16 protein-coding genes are annotated in these 15,478 nt (G+C 73.0%); 7 read left to right on the top strand and 9 right to left on the bottom strand.

The window, feature by feature from the left end; genetic code table 11:
• Positions 1 to 447: a DUF1801 domain-containing protein gene (locus ADL05_RS11385; protein ID WP_053616882.1), complete on the bottom strand. Its 447-nt coding sequence runs from the start codon at positions 445 to 447 to the stop codon at positions 1 to 3.
• Positions 448 to 597: 150 nt separating this feature from the next.
• A complete protein-coding gene (locus ADL05_RS11390) occupies positions 598 to 924 on the bottom strand; it encodes a rhodanese-like domain-containing protein (RefSeq protein WP_053616883.1) in 327 nt (108 codons plus the stop codon).
• A 117-nt stretch (positions 925 to 1,041) separates the two neighbouring features.
• Here ADL05_RS11390 and ADL05_RS11395 point away from each other — a divergent pair, with 117 nt between their 5' ends.
• Positions 1,042 to 1,644, top strand: coding sequence for a TetR/AcrR family transcriptional regulator (locus ADL05_RS11395; RefSeq protein WP_053616884.1), 603 nt, complete (start codon positions 1,042 to 1,044; stop codon positions 1,642 to 1,644).
• Between the two features lie 229 nt (positions 1,645 to 1,873).
• Positions 1,874 to 2,341, top strand: coding sequence for an NUDIX hydrolase (locus tag ADL05_RS11400; protein WP_053616885.1), 468 nt, complete (start codon positions 1,874 to 1,876; stop codon positions 2,339 to 2,341).
• 126 nt (positions 2,342 to 2,467) lie between these two features.
• Here ADL05_RS11400 and ADL05_RS11405 read toward each other — a convergent pair whose 3' ends face one another.
• The gene (locus ADL05_RS11405; protein ID WP_053616886.1) at positions 2,468 to 2,905 is read right to left on the bottom strand and encodes a hypothetical protein; all 438 of its coding nucleotides are present in this window, start codon (positions 2,903 to 2,905) and stop codon (positions 2,468 to 2,470) included.
• 81 nt (positions 2,906 to 2,986) lie between these two features.
• Between ADL05_RS11405 and ADL05_RS11410 the strand changes: the two genes are divergently transcribed.
• The 4 genes from ADL05_RS11410 (at position 2,987) to ADL05_RS11425 (ending at position 7,844) form a co-directional block, all read left to right on the top strand.
• Complete coding sequence (locus tag ADL05_RS11410; RefSeq protein WP_053616887.1) at positions 2,987 to 4,096, top strand: CapA family protein; 1,110 nt, start codon at positions 2,987 to 2,989, stop codon at positions 4,094 to 4,096.
• Positions 4,097 to 4,369: 273 nt separating this feature from the next.
• A complete protein-coding gene (locus tag ADL05_RS11415) occupies positions 4,370 to 5,653 on the top strand; it encodes a GAF domain-containing protein (protein ID WP_053616888.1) in 1,284 nt (427 codons plus the stop codon).
• Positions 5,654 to 5,940: 287 nt separating this feature from the next.
• Positions 5,941 to 7,464 (top strand): aldehyde dehydrogenase family protein, encoded by a 1,524-nt coding sequence (locus tag ADL05_RS11420; RefSeq protein ID WP_053616943.1) that lies wholly within the window; start codon positions 5,941 to 5,943, stop codon positions 7,462 to 7,464.
• Positions 7,464 to 7,844: a DUF779 domain-containing protein gene (locus tag ADL05_RS11425; protein WP_197285761.1), complete on the top strand. Its 381-nt coding sequence runs from the start codon at positions 7,464 to 7,466 to the stop codon at positions 7,842 to 7,844. The genes ADL05_RS11420 and ADL05_RS11425 overlap by 1 nt, the downstream gene beginning before the upstream one ends.
• 69 nt (positions 7,845 to 7,913) lie before the next feature.
• Here the strand turns inward: ADL05_RS11425 and mnhG are convergent, their stop codons facing one another.
• Genes mnhG through ADL05_RS11455 form a run of 6 tightly spaced genes read right to left on the bottom strand, consistent with a single transcriptional unit; the run spans position 7,914 to position 14,694 of the window.
• Positions 7,914 to 8,318: a monovalent cation/H(+) antiporter subunit G gene (gene mnhG / locus ADL05_RS11430; protein WP_053616889.1), complete on the bottom strand. Its 405-nt coding sequence runs from the start codon at positions 8,316 to 8,318 to the stop codon at positions 7,914 to 7,916.
• Positions 8,315 to 8,638 (bottom strand): monovalent cation/H+ antiporter complex subunit F, encoded by a 324-nt coding sequence (locus ADL05_RS11435; protein ID WP_053616890.1) that lies wholly within the window; start codon positions 8,636 to 8,638, stop codon positions 8,315 to 8,317. The genes mnhG and ADL05_RS11435 overlap by 4 nt, the downstream gene beginning before the upstream one ends.
• Positions 8,635 to 9,243, bottom strand: coding sequence for a Na+/H+ antiporter subunit E (locus ADL05_RS11440; RefSeq protein WP_053616891.1), 609 nt, complete (start codon positions 9,241 to 9,243; stop codon positions 8,635 to 8,637). Before ADL05_RS11440 ends, ADL05_RS11435 begins: the two co-directional genes overlap by 4 nt.
• The gene (locus tag ADL05_RS11445) at positions 9,240 to 10,910 is read right to left on the bottom strand and encodes a Na+/H+ antiporter subunit D (RefSeq protein WP_053616892.1); all 1,671 of its coding nucleotides are present in this window, start codon (positions 10,908 to 10,910) and stop codon (positions 9,240 to 9,242) included. Before ADL05_RS11445 ends, ADL05_RS11440 begins: the two co-directional genes overlap by 4 nt.
• Before the next feature lie 2 nt (positions 10,911 to 10,912).
• Complete coding sequence (locus ADL05_RS11450; RefSeq protein ID WP_053616893.1) at positions 10,913 to 11,743, bottom strand: Na(+)/H(+) antiporter subunit C; 831 nt, start codon at positions 11,741 to 11,743, stop codon at positions 10,913 to 10,915.
• A complete protein-coding gene (locus ADL05_RS11455; protein ID WP_053616945.1) occupies positions 11,740 to 14,694 on the bottom strand; it encodes a Na+/H+ antiporter subunit A in 2,955 nt (984 codons plus the stop codon). The genes ADL05_RS11450 and ADL05_RS11455 overlap by 4 nt, the downstream gene beginning before the upstream one ends.
• Before the next feature lie 306 nt (positions 14,695 to 15,000).
• On the opposite strand from ADL05_RS11455, the gene ADL05_RS11460 reads away from it, so the two are divergent.
• Positions 15,001 to 15,474 carry a MarR family winged helix-turn-helix transcriptional regulator gene (locus ADL05_RS11460; RefSeq protein WP_053616894.1) on the top strand — a complete coding sequence of 158 codons (474 nt, stop codon included), beginning with the start codon at positions 15,001 to 15,003 and terminating at the stop codon, positions 15,472 to 15,474.
• The last annotated feature ends 4 nt before the right edge of the window (positions 15,475 to 15,478 follow it).

Below are 15,478 nucleotides of genomic sequence, written 5' to 3' on the forward strand. Positions count from 1 at the left end.
TCAGGAGCGCTCGCGGCCCGCGCGGTAGGCGGTGATGAAGTCGTCCACCGGCCAGCGGGCCACCCAGTCGCCGAGCACGTCCAGGGCGACGTCGTCGAGTTCGCGGACGCGCACGCACGCCTTGCCCATGTCGAGCTTGCGGCCGGTGGCCCGCCACTGGTCGGCGAACTCCCGCTGGACCTCCTCGTCGTACACGCCCATGAGGTAGATCGAGACATGGCGCTTCTGCGCGGCCAGCGCGACGTAGCCCAGCGGCCGGCCGTTGTAGGTGTCGGGGAAGCGCTCCAGGGGGACGTGGTAGCTGATCATCCCGAACTCCATGCCCTCCTCGTAGCCGGGCGGCAGGTGGTCGAGGACGACACGGCGGATCGCGCGCAGCACCTCGGCGCGGTCCGCCGGTAGCTCGGACAGGTACTCGTCGGGCGTGGCCGCCGCACTGGACACCATGACGCCACCCTAGACGCGTCCCCGCTCCGGCGGGGGCCGACCGCGCCGGGGCGGCTGCGTTCCGGCGCCGGAACGGGGAACGGCCGGGTGGCCCCGGAGGACCGAACCGGCTCCCGCGCTTGGGGGGAGCCGGTTCGTGGTGGTGCGCGGTCAGCCCTTGTCGACGGGGAGGCCGGCCTCCACCCAGTCCTGGATGCCCTCACGGTACTTGCGCACCCGGGTGTAGCCGAGCCCCTCGAGCGCGGTGGAGACCGCCTGGCTGTTGCCGCACCCCGGGTTGGAGCAGTACACGGCGATGAGGGCGTCCTTCTCGGGGAGCAGCTCCGCCGCCTGGTCGGCGACCTCGTCGGACGTGAGCGCGACGGCTCCGGGCAGGTGCTGCTGCTCGTAGTAGGAGCCGCCCAGGGCGTCCACGACGGTCACGGTTCCGGCGTCGATGTGCTTCTTCAGTTCGTCACGGCTGATCTGTGCTGTCATGCGGCTCTCCCGACCGGACTATGGTCCGGTTCTCTCGGCGAAAAAAATCGGACCTGAGTCCGCTTGTGGTCGTGAGCATAACCGGACTTAGGTCCGATTGTCGAGTAGGGTGGTGCCGTGAACGACGAACTGCTGCGGGTCCTGCGCCGACCGCCCCGGGAACGCGCCGACGCCGCGCGCAACCGGACGCGCGTCCTGGAGGCCGCGTCCCGACTGTTCGCCGAGGGGGGCGTGGCCGCCCTGACCGTGGACGCGGTGGCACAGGCGGCCGGGGTCGGCAAGGGCACCGTGTTCCGCCGCTTCGATGACAAGTCCGGCCTCGTCTCGGCACTGCTCGACCAGCGCGAACGCGAACTCCAGGAAGCCGTCGTCTTCGGGCGGCCCCCGCTGGGCCCCGGCGCGCCCGCGCGCGAGCGGGCGCTGGCCTTCTTCGACGCCTACCTCGCCTACCTGGCCGACCACCTGGACCTCGTCCGGCTGTCGGAGACCGCCGCGCCCGGGGCCCGGTTCCGGATCGGCGCGTACGTGTTCTGGCACCGGCACCTGGCGATCCTGTGCGCGGACCGGCCCGACCCCGACCACCTCGCCCACGTGCTCCTGGGGATGGTGGCGGCCGACCTCAACGCGGAACTGCTCTCCCAGGGGATCGACTGGGGGCGCATCCGCGCGGGTGTCGCCGCGGCGGTCGACGCGCTGGTCGCCCCCGTGCACGCGCCCTAGACCAGCGTCCGGCACCGACCTCCGGGTACTCCCGCTGGAAGCGGGTTCGGCGCGGGAACGGGCCGAGGCCGCCGACGGGCGGCCACGCCCGGTGACGGAGGACACCCAGGGTGAGGATTCGGGCGGGTCACAGGTGTGCGGCGCCGGTCGTATGGGCAGGTGTGGCGCATACGCTGCCGTGGCCGACACCGTCGGCTCCGCCTCCCGTCCCCCGAGGAGACCCTGGAATATGGCTCGCACCGAGTACTACGACGACCCCGCCGCCCCCGCGCCGAACAGCCTGGTCCCCGCGGCCACCGCGGCCGTGTTCGACGAGGGCGGACAGTTGTTGTTGCGACGGCGGGCGGACCACGGGTTGTGGGTGATGCCCGGCGGGGCCGTGGCGATGACGGAGAGCCTGGCCCAGGCCGCGGTACGGGAGGTGTGGGAGGAGACCGGCTACGAGGTGCGGATCACCGGCCTCGTGGGCACCTACACCGACGCCCGCCACGTCGTCGTCCACAACGACGGCGAGGTGCGCCGCCAGTTCACGGTCTGCTTCCGGGCCCAACCCGTGCGCGGCGAGCTGCGGGCCGGTGACACGTCGCTCGAAGCGGCCTGGTTCGCCCAGGAGGAGCTCGGCGTGCTGCCCATGCACCGGACCCAGCGCCTGCGCGTGGACCACGCCCTGCGCGGCGGCAAGCCCCACCTGGGCTGACCGCCCCACGCGCTCGCTCCCTGGCGCGGCACCGGGTGGAGCCGCGCCGCCGTGCGGCGGGCCCCGCACCGAGCGCACGGTTGCTCCGGCCCACGGAGCCCGGACCGGGCGCGGCGGCCTCGTTCGTCACCCGCTCAGACGGAGGTCGCCCTTCCACGTGTCGGCGTGGACGGAGCCGGTCGGGAACGCGATCTCCAGGGCCACCCGGCCCGTGGCCGGGTCCCGGCGCTCGCGCACCTTCTCGATCCGCTGCCCGAGGTGGCGCTCGAACGGGGTCCCGGCCGCGCCCTCCCTGCGTTCCATCCGGCCCCAGATCCCCATGTCCCAGCCCTCGCCCGGCGCCTCGGCCGACACCGTCAGGCACCAGTCCGATCCCGCCGTGATCCGGGTCGACCCGTCCAGGTCGTCGACCAGCCAGACGTCGAGCGGACCCGCGTCCGGCTCTCTCTCACTGACCAGCCACAGGGTGACGACGCGGTCCAGGCGGCGGCCGACGAGCGCGTCGGGGTCGCCTCCGCGGCCGTGGAGGGGGCAGATGCTCTGGTGGGAGGGGGTCGGCGTCATCCGGAGAACCTACAGCGGAATCCGGGGTCCCCGGTCCGATTTCCCCCTTTCGCTCCTCCGGACACGTCCTAGCCTGGAGGGGTGCGCACCAGTCCGGTGACCCTGTTCCTCTGCGGGGACGTGATGCTCGGACGCGGGGTGGACCAGATCCTGCCCCACCCCGGCGACCCCGGCCTGGACGAGCCCTCCGTCCGGGACGCGCGCGTGTACGTGCGCCTGGCCGAGGAGGCCAACGGGCCGATCCCCGCCCCGGTGGGGTTCTCCTGGCCGTGGGGCGACGCCCTGCCGGTGCTGGCGGAGGCCGGGCCCGACGTGCGCGTGCTCAACCTGGAGACCAGCCTCACCGGCGCCGGGTCGTTCTGGCCCGGCAAGCAGGTGCACTACCGGGCGCATCCGTCGAACCTGCCCTGTCTGTCCGAGGCGCGGCCAGACGTGTGCTCGCTGGCCAACAACCACGTCATGGACTTCGGATACCCGGGGCTGACGGACACCCTGGACGTCCTCGCGGCGGCGGGCCTGCGCACGGCGGGCGCGGGCCGCGATGCCGGGGAGGCGCATGCGCCGGTCGCCGTGCCAGTGCGCGGGGGCGGACGGGTGCTGGTGTTCGCGATCGGGCTGGCCTCCAGCGGCATCCCCGCCGCGTGGGCCGCCCGCGCGGACCGGCCGGGGGTCGCCCTGGTGTCTCCCGAAACCGCCGCGGCCGACGTCGCGGCGCGGGTGCGCCGCGTGCGAGAGCCCGGCGACGTGGTCGTGGCCTCGGTCCACTGGGGCGGCAACTGGGGCTACGACGTGTCGCGTGAGGTCGCCCTCGCGCACGCGCTGGTCGACGGGGGCGTCGACGTCGTGCACGGGCACTCCTCGCACATGCCGCGCCCGATCGAGGTCTACCGCGAGCGGCTGGTCCTGTACGGCTGCGGTGACCTCGTCAACGACTACGAGGGCATCCAGGGGCACGAGGAGTACCGCGACGATCTGCGCCTGCTCTACCTGGCCTCGGTCGATCCGGGGACCGGACGGCTGCTCGGGTTGCGGACGGTTCCGCTGCGGGCGAGCCGGATGCGCCTGTGGCGGGCCCCGCGCGAGGACGTGCTGTGGCTCCGGCGGCGGCTCGGCGACGTCGGCGGCGCCTTCGGGTGCGCCCTCGTGCCCGAGGGCGGTGACCTGGTACTGGACTGGCCGGGGCGGCGGTAGGGATTCGGACCCGGGACGGTCCGGCAGCGGTCGGCCGTCCTGCGCGGACGGACCCGCCGTCGGGAACCGGCCCGGCGTGCGGCCCGGCTTCCGGCCCGGGATACGGCGGGGAGGGGGAATGAGGGCAGGGCATGGGACGCGTCGTGCCACAAGGGGTGACCGAGTGTGTCCGGGGGGAGCCCTTGTCAGACGGGGTGCGCGCGGATTGAATCAGAGGGGCCGGGAGGGCCCGCCCGAACCGGCCGCCGCCGTCACGCCGCTGGGAGGTTCCCGATGCCCGGGGCCTGGAACGCCTGGTCATGGGACGCCGATCCCGACACCGTGCGACGGGACGTCTCCGTCGCCCACGAGCGCTTCACCGGCTCCGGCCGACTCAGCCACCGCGTGCGCGACGTGGTCGGGGAGTCGTGGCGGCGCAGTGCCCTGCACGGCGTCGACCCCGACGCGACCCTGCCCAGCGTCGAGCTGTCCGGACACGTCCTGCGCGACCACCGCGACGCCCACCCGCTGTCCGCGGCCATGCCGCTGCTGCGCCGCCTGCTCGCCGACGGCGTGACCGGACCGCAGATCCTCGCCGTCGGCGACGCCTCCGGGCGCCTGCTGTGGGTCGAGGGCGACCACCGGCTGCGCTCCCGCGCCGAGGACGTGCACTTCGTCGAGGGCGCCAACTGGCTGGAGCGCTCGGCCGGGACCAACGCCCCCGGCGTCGCGCTCGCCCTCGACCACGAGGTCCAGGTGTTCGCCAGCGAGCACTTCTCCCGGGGCGTGCAGCGGTGGAGCTGTTCGGCGGCGCCCCTGCACGACCCCGACACCGGAGCGCTCATCGGCGTCCTCGACCTCACCGGGGAGGACCGCATCGCCTCGCCGCAGGCCCTGGCGCTGGTCCGGGCGGCGGCCGCCGCCGCGGAGATGGAGCTGCGGGCCCAGCGGATCAGCGGTCGGCTCCCCACCCCGGGACGCCCCCTGGACGACGCGCCCGCCGGCGCACCGGGCCGGGCCGTGCTGCGGGTGCTGGGCCGCGACCACGCCCGCCTCACCCTCGACGAGCGGACCGTCGAGCTCAGCCGTCGGCACTCCGAGATCCTGCTGCTGCTCACCCGCCACCCGCGCGGACTGAACGGCGAGGCGCTCGGCGCCCGCCTGCACGAGGCCGACGCCTCGCCGGTCACCATCCGCGCCGAGATGTCCCGGCTGCGCCGGCTGCTGGGCGCCGGGCTCCTCGCCTCCCGCCCCTACCGCCTGCTCCACCCGGTGGACACCGACGTCGACGAGGTCCGCCGCCACCTGGCCGAGGGCGCCCACCGGCGGGCGCTGGAGACCTGCGCGGGGCCGGTCCTGCCCGCCTCCGAGGCGCCGGGGGTGGTCGACCTGCGCGAGGAGCTGAGCGCCGAGGTGTGCGAGGCGCTGGCCGCCCACGCGGCGCCGGACGTGCGGCTGGCCTGGGCCGACCACCCGGAGTGGCGGGACGACCCGCGTGTGCTCTCGGCGGCGCTGGACACGCCCGAGTCCCCGCGGCACGCGGCCCTGCGCGGCCGCCTGCGCCGGCTCGGTGCGTGACGCCCCCGTCACCCGGCCCGCGTGGGGCGCCGTCCGCCCCTGACGCCTTCCAGGGGTGTGGCCCGGCTCCGCGGAGGGTTCCCCCTGTGGCCCGGCTGGTGTGCGGTCCCCTCCCGAACGCGGCCCGACCCCTTGGCGCCGCTCGCGCGTGACCCACCACCCCCGGCCCCTCCTCCTCGGACCCGGCGCAACGTGGTCGCAACGTTGCCGTGACTAGCGTCACTGTCATCGGGCTCCCGACAGTGGCGGCCCACCGTCCCGGCCGCCACGCGCACCTGGAGGACACCATGACGATCTACACGCCCCCCGGCCAGCCCGGCAGCGTCGTCGACTTCGCGCCCCGCTACGAGAACTGGATCGGCGGCGAGTGGGTCGCTCCCGTCAGGGGCCGCTACTTCGAGAACCCCACCCCCGTCACCGGGCGGACCTTCACCGAGATCGCCCGGGGCGGCGCGGAGGACGTCGAACTGGCGCTCGACGCCGCGCACGGCGCCGCTCCCGCGTGGGGCCGCACCTCCCCGGGCGAGCGCGCCCTCATCCTCAACCGGATCGCCGACAGGATCGAGGAGAACCTGGAACGGCTCGCGGTCGCCGAGTCCTGGGAGAACGGCAAGCCCGTCCGCGAGTGCCTGGCCGCCGACCTGCCGCTGGCCGTGGACCACTTCCGCTACTTCGCCGGGGCGATCCGCGCCCAGGAGGGCCACAACTCCCAGATCGACGGCGACACGGTCGCCTACCACTTCCAGGAGCCGCTGGGCGTGGTCGCCCAGATCATCCCGTGGAACTTCCCGCTGCTCATGGCCACCTGGAAGCTGGCGCCCGCGCTGGCCGCCGGGAACGCCGTGGTGCTCAAGCCCGCCGAGCAGACCCCGACCACGATCCTGCTGCTCATGGAGCTCGTCGCCGACCTCCTGCCGCCGGGCGTGGTCAACGTCGTCAACGGGTTCGGGGTGGAGGCGGGCAAGCCGCTGGCCGCCAGCTCCCGCGTACGCAAGGTCGCCTTCACCGGGGAGACCACGACCGGGCGGCTCATCATGCAGTACGCCTCGGAGAACCTCATCCCGGTCACGCTGGAACTGGGCGGCAAGAGCCCGAACGTCTTCTTCGCCGACGTCGCGGCCGCCCGCGACGACTTCTACGACAAGGCGCTGGAGGGCTTCACCATGTTCGCCCTCAACCAGGGCGAGGTGTGCACCTGCCCGTCCCGGGCCCTGGTGCAGGGATCGATGTACGACTCCTTCATGGCCGACGCCCTGGCCCGGGTCGCGGCGATCAAGCAGGGCGACCCCCTGGACACCGACACGATGGTCGGCGCCCAGGCCAGCAACGACCAGCTGGAGAAGATCCTGTCCTACATCGACATCGGCAGGCGCGAGGGGGCCGGGGTGCTGGCCGGGGGCGGCCGGGTCGACCTCGGCGGCGACCTGTCCGGCGGCTACTACGTGGCCCCGACCGTGTTCGAGGGGCAGAACACCATGCGCGTCTTCCAGGAGGAGATCTTCGGGCCGGTCGTGTCGGTCGCGCGCTTCGACGACTACGACGACGCCCTCAAGATCGCCAACGACACCCTCTACGGCCTGGGCGCCGGGGTGTGGTCCCGCGACGGCAACACCGCCTACCGCGCGGGCCGCGACATCCAGGCGGGCCGGGTGTGGGTGAACAACTACCACGCCTACCCGGCCCACGCGGCCTTCGGCGGGTACAAGCAGTCGGGCATCGGCCGCGAGAACCACAAGATGATGCTCGACCACTACCAGCAGACGAAGAACCTCCTGGTCAGCTACTCCGACCAGGCGCTGGGGTTCTTCTGATGGACACCCCCGACGTGGAGCGCGTGGCCGTCACGGGGGAGGCGGCCACCCTGCTCCGGGAACTGTGGGAGGAACACGGGCCGCTCATGTTCCACCAGTCCGGCGGGTGCTGCGACGGCAGCTCTCCGATGTGCTATCCGGCGGGGGAGTTCCGCACGGGAGGATCCGACGTCCGGCTGGGGGAGCTGGACGCGGGGACGCCCGAACCCGTCCCGGTGTGGATGTCGCGCTCGCAGTTCGAGCTGTGGAGCCACACCCACCTGACCATCGACGTGGTCCCGGGGCGGGGCGCGGGGTTCTCGCTGGAGGCACCGACCGGACGGAGGTTCCTGATCCGCTCCAGGCTCATGACCGACGAGGAGGCGGAGGGCCTGGAGTAAGGGGGAGAGGAGCCGGGGGCTCCGGAGGCGGCGTGGTCTCCGGGGCCCCCGGCGTGTCCGGGCCGGCGGTCACTCCGAGGCCCGGTAGCGGCGCGTGCCGGTGGCGCGGTCCTCGCTCTCCAGACGGTCGAACAGTTCGTCGGCCACCAGCAGGTCCTCGTCGATCCGGCCGGTGCGGTACCCGACCCGGGCGGCGATGTGCGCGGCCACGGGAACCGTGATGACCTGGAACAGGCCCACCACGGCCAGGGTTCCCACGGTGAAGATGCCGGTCTCCTCCGGCAGCAGCCGCAGCCCGATCCCGACCAGGACCAGCAGCAGGCCGAGGACCTGGGGCTTGGCCGCGGTGTGCATGCGCGAGAGCAGGTCGGGGAACCGGATCAGGCCCACGCTCGCGACGAAGGACAGCATCGCGCCCGCCAGCAGGCAGAGCACGGCGACCCAGTCCAGGACCGCCGTCAGTGCGTCGCTCACGCGGCATCCCCTCCTTCCGTGTTCGGGGCCGGCACGGGTTCGTCCCGCTCGCGCAGGGCGTCCTCGTGGCGCCGGGCCACGAACTTCGACACGCTGATCGATCCCACGAACCCGACCAGGGACAGCACCAGCAGGACCGGCAGGACCGTGGGGTCGCGGTTCAGCGCCGCGTAGGCGCCGATGCCCGTCAGGGCCGACGCCACCAGCACGTCCAGCGACAGGGCCCGGTCCAGGATGCTCGGGCCCATCAGCATGCGGGCCATGCTCAGCAGCGCCGCCGCGCCGAGCAGGACCGCGATGGCGATCCACAGTACGTTCACGCGCTCTCCGTCCCGACGGTCTCGGCCGCCTCCAGCTTGGCGATGTCCACGCGGGTCCCCAGCGCCCGCACGATCCGTTCCTCCAGCCGCCACGTGTCCCGGCGCGCGCGCTCGGTCCCCGCCTCGTCGCGCGTGCCCAGGTGGTGGATGTACAGCACGTGCTCGGGCTGGCCCACCTCCACGACCACGCTCCCGGGGATCACCGACAGGGCGATGGACGTGCACACCAGCATGAGTTCGGAGTCGGTGCGCATCCGTACCGCGATCACCGAGCTGAGCACCGGGCCCGGCGTGAACGTCTGCCAGGTCACCTGGAAGCTCGACTGGACCATCTGGACGAAGAAGTAGACGAGCAGCCGCAGGAACTGCCACGGATGGAAGCGGAAGCCCTCGGAGACCGGCGGCAGCGGGAACACCACCATGATCAGCACCGACACGCCGAACCCCAGGACCAGCAGGCCCAGGGACTCCTCCCGCAACCGGAAACCGTCGAACAGCAGCATCCACACCACGGTCATGCCGAGCGCGATCGGGATCTGCACCTTGCCGAGCCTGCGGCGCAGGGCCTGCACGCGCTCCGGCCGGGTGGCGGGCGGTCTGGTCATCGGCTACCTCCGAGCACCGCTTCGATGTAGGGCGTACGGGCCATCAGCTCGGCCGCGGCCTCCGAGGAGTAGGCGATCAGGGGACCGGCGAACACCGTCAGGCCCAGGCCCATGGCGGCCAGCGCGACCGTCGCGCCCACCATCGACCGGGGCAGGACCGCCGAGGTCACGACCGTCGTGGCGGCCGGACCGGACGCGTCGCCGATCCGCGACGACGGACCGACCGCCTCGCCGGGTCCCAGGGCCGCCGTCGACGGGTCGCTGGAGTCCTCGTTGTACTCCAGGACCGTGCCGGGCTCGGCGACCATGCCCTCCGCGGGGGCCCGCCAGAACGCCGAGTTCCACACCCGGGCGATGACGTACAGGGTGAGCAGGCTCGTGGCGACCGCCGTGGCCATCAGCGCGTAGGCCAGCGGCGTGCCCGCCTGCGCGCCCGCCTGGAGCAGCGCCACCTTGCCCAGGAAGCCCGAGAGCGGCGGGATGCCCCCAAGGTTCATCGCCGGGACGAAGAACAGGATGGCCAGCATCGGCGCGATCCGGGCGAGCCCGCCCAGGTTCTCCAGGGACGTGGACCCGCCCCGCCGCTCGATCAGACCCGTGATGAGGAAGAGCGTGGTCTGCACGGTGATGTGGTGGGCGACGTAGAACACCGCTCCCGCCAGCCCCAGCTCGTTGCCCAGGGCGACCCCGAAGACCATGTAGCCGATATGGCTGACCAGCGTGAAGGACAGCAGCCGCTTGATGTCGTTCTGCGCGACCGCGCCCAGGATGCCCATGATCATCGTCGCCATGGCCGCCCACAGCAGGAACGTGTTGATCTCCGTCCCTGGGAACAGCAGTGTCTGCGCGCGGATGATGGCGTACACGCCCACCTTGGTGAGCAGGCCCGCGAACACCGCCGTCACCGGCGCCGGGGCGATCGGGTAGGAGTCGGGCAGCCACGCCGCCAGCGGGAACACCGCGGCCTTGATGCCGAACGCCATGATCAGGAAGATCTCCAGCACCAGCCGCAGCTCGGTGGAGATCTCCGGCAGCCGCTCGGCCAGCTGCGCCATGTTGACCGTGCCCGTCGCCGCGTAGACCAGTCCGAGCGCGATCAGGAACAGGACCGAGGACAGCAGGGACACCACCACGTAGATGGCGCCCGCGCGCATCCGGGACTGCGTGCCGCCCAGCGTCAGCAGCACGTAGCTGGCGGTCAGCAGGATCTCGAAGCCCACGTAGAGGTTGAACAGGTCGCCGGCCAGGAAGGCGTTGGAGACGCCGGCCACCAGGATCAGGTAGGTCGGCTGGTACACCGACAGCGGCGCCACCTCCGCCTTGCCCGCCATGCCCTGGCCGATGGAGTACACGAGCACCGCGAGCGTGATCGCCGCGGACACGGTGACCATCAGCGCGGACAGCCGGTCGGCCACCAGCGTGATCCCGTACGGGGCCTCCCAGCCGCCGATCTGCACCGCCTGCGGCCCGAGCAGGTCGGCGGCCCCCATCAGCAGGACGCCGACGACGAGCACGACCGTGAGCGCGCCGACGCTCAGCCACTGCTGCAACTGGGGCCAGCGGATGCCCAGGGCCAGCTTCACCCCGGCCGCGAAGAGGGGCAGGACGACCGGCAACGGGACGAGGTAGTGCACGTCGTCGCCGAGGAGTGTCAGGAGGGGTCCCATGATCAGTCGTTCCCTTGCAGGTCGCTGTCCTCGGCGCGGGCCTGACGCTCACGCTCGGCACGCATGGTCTGGCGCGCCTCGCGCCGCTCCGCACGGATCCGGCGGCGCAGGTCCCGCCAGAGCGCGCGCTCGGCGGCGCGGTCGGCCCGCCGGTGCTCGCGCAGCTGGCGCCGGGCCAGCCGGATCCGGCCGCGCAGTTCCTGGACCTGGGCGGACATGCTCTCCGTGTGGTCGGTGAGCCGGCGCATGGTCTCCTCGGAGCGCGCGTCACCGCCCCCGGCCTCGGCCTCGGCCTCGTACCGGGCCAGCTCGGCCCGCGCCGAGGCGATCTCGGCCTTGAGCCGTGCCTGCTCGATCACGGCGTGGCCGCCGGACTCGGCGACGTTGGCCTGGAGTTCGGCCCGCTGGGCGCGGATGTCCGCGCGCATCTGCCTGCGGATGCCCGCGACCTTGCGGCGGGCCGTCCGGCGGCCCTCGTGCCGGACGATCCGCAGGTCCTCCGCGTCGTCCTGGACCTCGTCGTTGCCCTCCAGCTGCCAGCTCCGGTAGGCCATCGCGAGCAGGAACGCGGTGATGCCGAGGGTGATGACGATGGCGGTGAGGATCATCGCCTGCGGCAGCGGGTCGGTCATCCGGTCCTCGGGCGTGAGCCAGAGCAGCGGCGGACCGCCCGCGGCGCCGCCCGCCGCGAGGATCATCAGGTTGACGCCGTTGCTCATGACGACGAAGCCGAGCAGGACCCGCGTCAGGCTGCGCTCCAGCAGGAGCACGACGCCCACCGCCACCAGGACGCCGGTGACGAGGACGAGGACGAGGCTGGGTGTGTCGTTCATGAGGCGACCTCCTCGGCGCTTCGGCGGGCACCGGTCCGGGCGGCCTCCTCGTCGGCGTGGGCGGCGTCGCGCTCGATCTGTTCGTCGACGCGGGCGCCCAGGCTGCGCAGGATGTCCAGGATCAGGCCGATGACCAGCAGGTACACGCCGGTGTCGAAGACCAGTGAGGACGTGAGGTGCAGGTGGCCCAGGAGCGGGATGTGCAGGTCCAGGGCCGCGCCCGCCAGGATGTCGCCGCCGTAGACGGCGCCCGCCAGGGCGGTGCCGGTGGACAGGGCCAGGCCGGTGCCGATCAGCGCGCCGGGCTGGACCCACGCGGTGGCGTAGAGCTCGTAGCGCCCGCCCGCGAGGTAGCGGACGATGAACGCGAGTCCGGCGACGATGCCCCCGGCGAAGCCGCCGCCGACGGCGGTGTGGCCGGTGAACAGCAGGTACACCGAGATCACCATGACCACGGGGAACAGGAAGCGGGAGACCGCCTCGAAGATGACCGAGCGGCGGTGGGTCGGCAGTGCCTCGGCGCCGGGCAGCCAGGCCCCCTTCCACTGGGGCCGGATGTGCAGCCGCTCCGGTGCCGTCCGGAGGCCGCCGAGGTCGAGTGAGGCCTGCCCGTCGGTGGGCCGGGGCGGCGTGGCGACCGACACCGCCATGGTGCCCGGCGCGGTCCGGCGGGGCTGGGCCCGGCGGCGGACGAACATCAGGCTGGCCACACCGGCCGCGGCCGCGGCCAGCACGGAGATCTCGCCCATCGTGTCCCAGGCGCGGACGTCGACGAGCAGCACCGAGATGATGTTCTCGCCGCCCGCCTCGCGTGCGAGGGCGGGGTAGCCGTCCGAGATGGACTCCGCCTGGCGCCCGGCGAGCGCGAAGTAGGTCATGCTCGCCACCAGCGCGCCGGTCGCGGAGCCCAGGAGCAGGTTCCACAGCCGGCGCCCCTTCAGCGCGGGCGTGGAGAAGTGCGCGGGCAGCCGGCGCAGCACCAGCACGAAGACCACCACGCTGACGGTCTCGACGAGGAACTGGGTGAGCGCGAGGTCGGGCGCCCCCTGGAGGTAGAACAGCACCGCGCACCCGTAGCCGGTCATGCCGACGAGGATCACCGCGAACAGGCGGCGCCGCACGATCAGCGTGAACAGGCAGGTGAGGATGATGACCACGGCCGGGATCAGCTGGACGGGGTGGTCCCACAGGCGCACCGGCGGGGTCTGGGCGTCCCAGAGGCGCCCGGCGAACAGCGGCAGTGCGGCGGCCACCACCGTCGTCACCAGGATGGTGCCGAGGTAGACGGGCAGCGAACCGCGCTGCGTCTGGCCGGTCACCTGGAGCGCGAGGGTGTCCAGCGCGGCCAGCATCCGGCGGTAGACCCGGTCGGGTTCGACGAAGGCGAGCCGGTTGCTCAGCCACACGACGCCGTGGCGGTAGCGGAAGAGGACGAGGCCGCCGACCACGCACAGCGCGGACAGCAGCAGCGGGAGCTCGAATCCGTGCCACAGCGCCAGGTGGGTGGGGTAGGCCCCCGGAGCCAGGGGGACGGAGTCGGCGTAGAGCGCGAGGAGGGGGTCCACCGCGGACGAGAGCGGGCCGCCCAGCAGGCCGAGCAGGGCCAGCAGCGCGGGGGCGGCCAGGAACAGCGGCCCGGGGGCGTGCATCGGGGTGGCCGGCACGCCCTCCTTGACCGCGAACGCGCCCCACAGGAAGCGCAGGCTGTAGGCGACGGTGAGCACGGAGCCCGCGACCATGGCCACGAGGACGGCGGTGTCGGCGGCGCCGCCGTCGGTGTAGGCGCCGAAGGCCAGCTCCTTGGCGGCGAAGCCCGCCGTGGGCGGCAGGCCCGCCATCGACGCCAGGGCCAGGACGGTGATCCAGAAGGTCGTGGGCGAGGACGTGCGCAGCCCGGAGAGCTCACGCAGGTCCCGCGTGCCGGTGCCGTGGTCGATGACGCCGACCAGGAGGAACAGCGGCGCCTTGAACAGGGAGTGGGCCACGACCATGGCCAGCCCGGCCAGGGCGGCGGCGCGGGTGCCGGTGCCCAGCAGGGCGATGAGGAAGCCGAGCTGGCTGATGGTGCCGTAGGCCAGGAGGAGCTTGAGGTCGAACTGGCGCAGGGCCTTCCAGCCGGCGAGCACCATCGTCAGCGTGCCGAAGAACAGCGCCATGGTCTGCCACAGGAGGGCGTCGGGGAAGGCGGGGGTCAGCCGGGCCACGAGGTAGACGCCGGCCTTGACCATCGCGGCGGCGTGCAGGTAGCCCGAGACCGGCGTGGGCGCGCGCATCGCGGCGGGCAGCCACAGGCTGAAGGGGAACAGCGCGGACTTGGACATCGCGCCGATCATCACCAGCACGAGCGCGGCGTTGACCACGGTGCCGCCCGGGGGTGCGGCCACGATCTCGGAGATGACGTAGGTGCCCGCGCTCTCGCCGAGCAGGATCATGCCGACGAGCATGGTCAGGCCGCCGAGGGTGGTGACGGTGAGCGCCGTCATCGCGGCGCGGCGGCTCTCCTTGAGCTCGGTGCTGTGCCCGATGAGCAGGTAGGAGAAGACCGTGGTCAGCTCCCAGTAGACGAAGAGCTGGATGAGGTCGTCGGCCAGGACCAGGCCGAGCATGGCCGCGGCGAAGGCGACGAACACGCCGGCGAAGCGGCCGAGCCCGGGTTCGGAGTCCTCGAAGTAGCGGGCGCAGTACACCAGGATGACCGCGCCGACCCCGGCGGCGATCAGCGTCATGACCAGGCCGAGCGCGTCCATGTGCAGGCCCAGGCGCAGCGAGAACTCCGGTGCCCACGCCACACTCTCGGTCGGGGCGTCGCCGTCCAGGACCGCGGGGACCTGGAACAGGGCCCAGACCGTGGCCGCGCCCGGGACGACCGCGAGCGCGAGGAACGCGTTCCGGCCCCACCGGCGCACGAGTAAGGGGGCGACCGCCGCGGCGAGGACATGCGCGATCAGCACGGTCGTCAATGTGCCCCTCCCGGACTGGTCCGGTCCCGCTCCGCGGCACGGCGCACCGGGCGCGAGCAGGGGCGTCGCCGTGGGCGACGCGTGCCTGCCGCGGGCGCGCCCTCACGGGCGGACGTCCGCCGCCCCGGCACCGGCCGTCCCGCCCGCATCCGGCGTCGTCGGGCAGGTGTGGTCTCGGTGCGTCGGGGCATGGATGATTTGCGTACTCTGGTTATTTAATAGCTAGGCTATACAACCGTCAAACCGCCGCGCGGCCTCCGGGGCCCCGGCGACCGCTCCCCATGCGAGGACCGCTTCGTGCCCGACGACCACCACGAGCCCGCCGAGGACGGCTCCGCCGCCCAACTCGAGGAGTTCCAGCGCGCCTGGACCGAACTGATCAACGCGGCGATCCACGCCCGTACGCGGAGCGGCCAGCACCGGTCCGCCGATGAGCTCACGTTGACGCAATCCCTGCTCATGGAGGCCGTCCGGGGTCTGGGCGCTCCGACCGTGGGCTCCGTCGCCAAGGTCGTCGGGGTCTCGTCCCCGTCCGCTACCCGTATGATCCAGCAGCTCGAACGCAAGGGGATGATGGCGCGCCGTCGGGCCGAGCACGACGAGCGCAGCACTGTGGTGACCCTCACCGAGGAGGGTGAGAGGGTTCTCGCCGAACGGCGCGTGGAGATGGAGCAGAAACAGCGCCGGATCTTCGACGCGATCGACCCGGCGCTGCGGCCCACGGTCCTGGAGGTCCTGCACGGTCTGCGCGAGGCCATGGACCAGGCCTGAGCGT

It is taken from the genome of Nocardiopsis sp. NRRL B-16309, assembly GCF_001279585.1.
Taxonomy (GTDB): domain Bacteria; phylum Actinomycetota; class Actinomycetes; order Streptosporangiales; family Streptosporangiaceae; genus Nocardiopsis.

What these genes read in the sequence shown, in the direction of transcription:
- ADL05_RS11405 (WP_053616886.1), bottom strand. Translation starts at nt 2,905, where the DNA reads ATGACGCCGACCCCCTCCCACCAGAGCATCTGCCCCCTCCACGGCCGC.
- ADL05_RS11390 (WP_053616883.1), bottom strand. Translation starts at nt 924, where the DNA reads ATGACAGCACAGATCAGCCGTGACGAACTGAAGAAGCACATCGACGCC.
- ADL05_RS11425 (WP_197285761.1), top strand. Translation starts at nt 7,464, where the DNA reads ATGGACACCCCCGACGTGGAGCGCGTGGCCGTCACGGGGGAGGCGGCC.
- ADL05_RS11440 (WP_053616891.1), bottom strand. Translation starts at nt 9,243, where the DNA reads ATGACCAGACCGCCCGCCACCCGGCCGGAGCGCGTGCAGGCCCTGCGC.
- ADL05_RS11400 (WP_053616885.1), top strand. Translation starts at nt 1,874, where the DNA reads ATGGCTCGCACCGAGTACTACGACGACCCCGCCGCCCCCGCGCCGAAC.
- ADL05_RS11420 (WP_053616943.1), top strand. Translation starts at nt 5,941, where the DNA reads ATGACGATCTACACGCCCCCCGGCCAGCCCGGCAGCGTCGTCGACTTC.
- ADL05_RS11445 (WP_053616892.1), bottom strand. Translation starts at nt 10,910, where the DNA reads ATGGGACCCCTCCTGACACTCCTCGGCGACGACGTGCACTACCTCGTC.
- ADL05_RS11450 (WP_053616893.1), bottom strand. Translation starts at nt 11,743, where the DNA reads ATGAACGACACACCCAGCCTCGTCCTCGTCCTCGTCACCGGCGTCCTG.
- ADL05_RS11415 (WP_053616888.1), top strand. Translation starts at nt 4,370, where the DNA reads ATGCCCGGGGCCTGGAACGCCTGGTCATGGGACGCCGATCCCGACACC.
- ADL05_RS11385 (WP_053616882.1), bottom strand. Translation starts at nt 447, where the DNA reads ATGGTGTCCAGTGCGGCGGCCACGCCCGACGAGTACCTGTCCGAGCTA.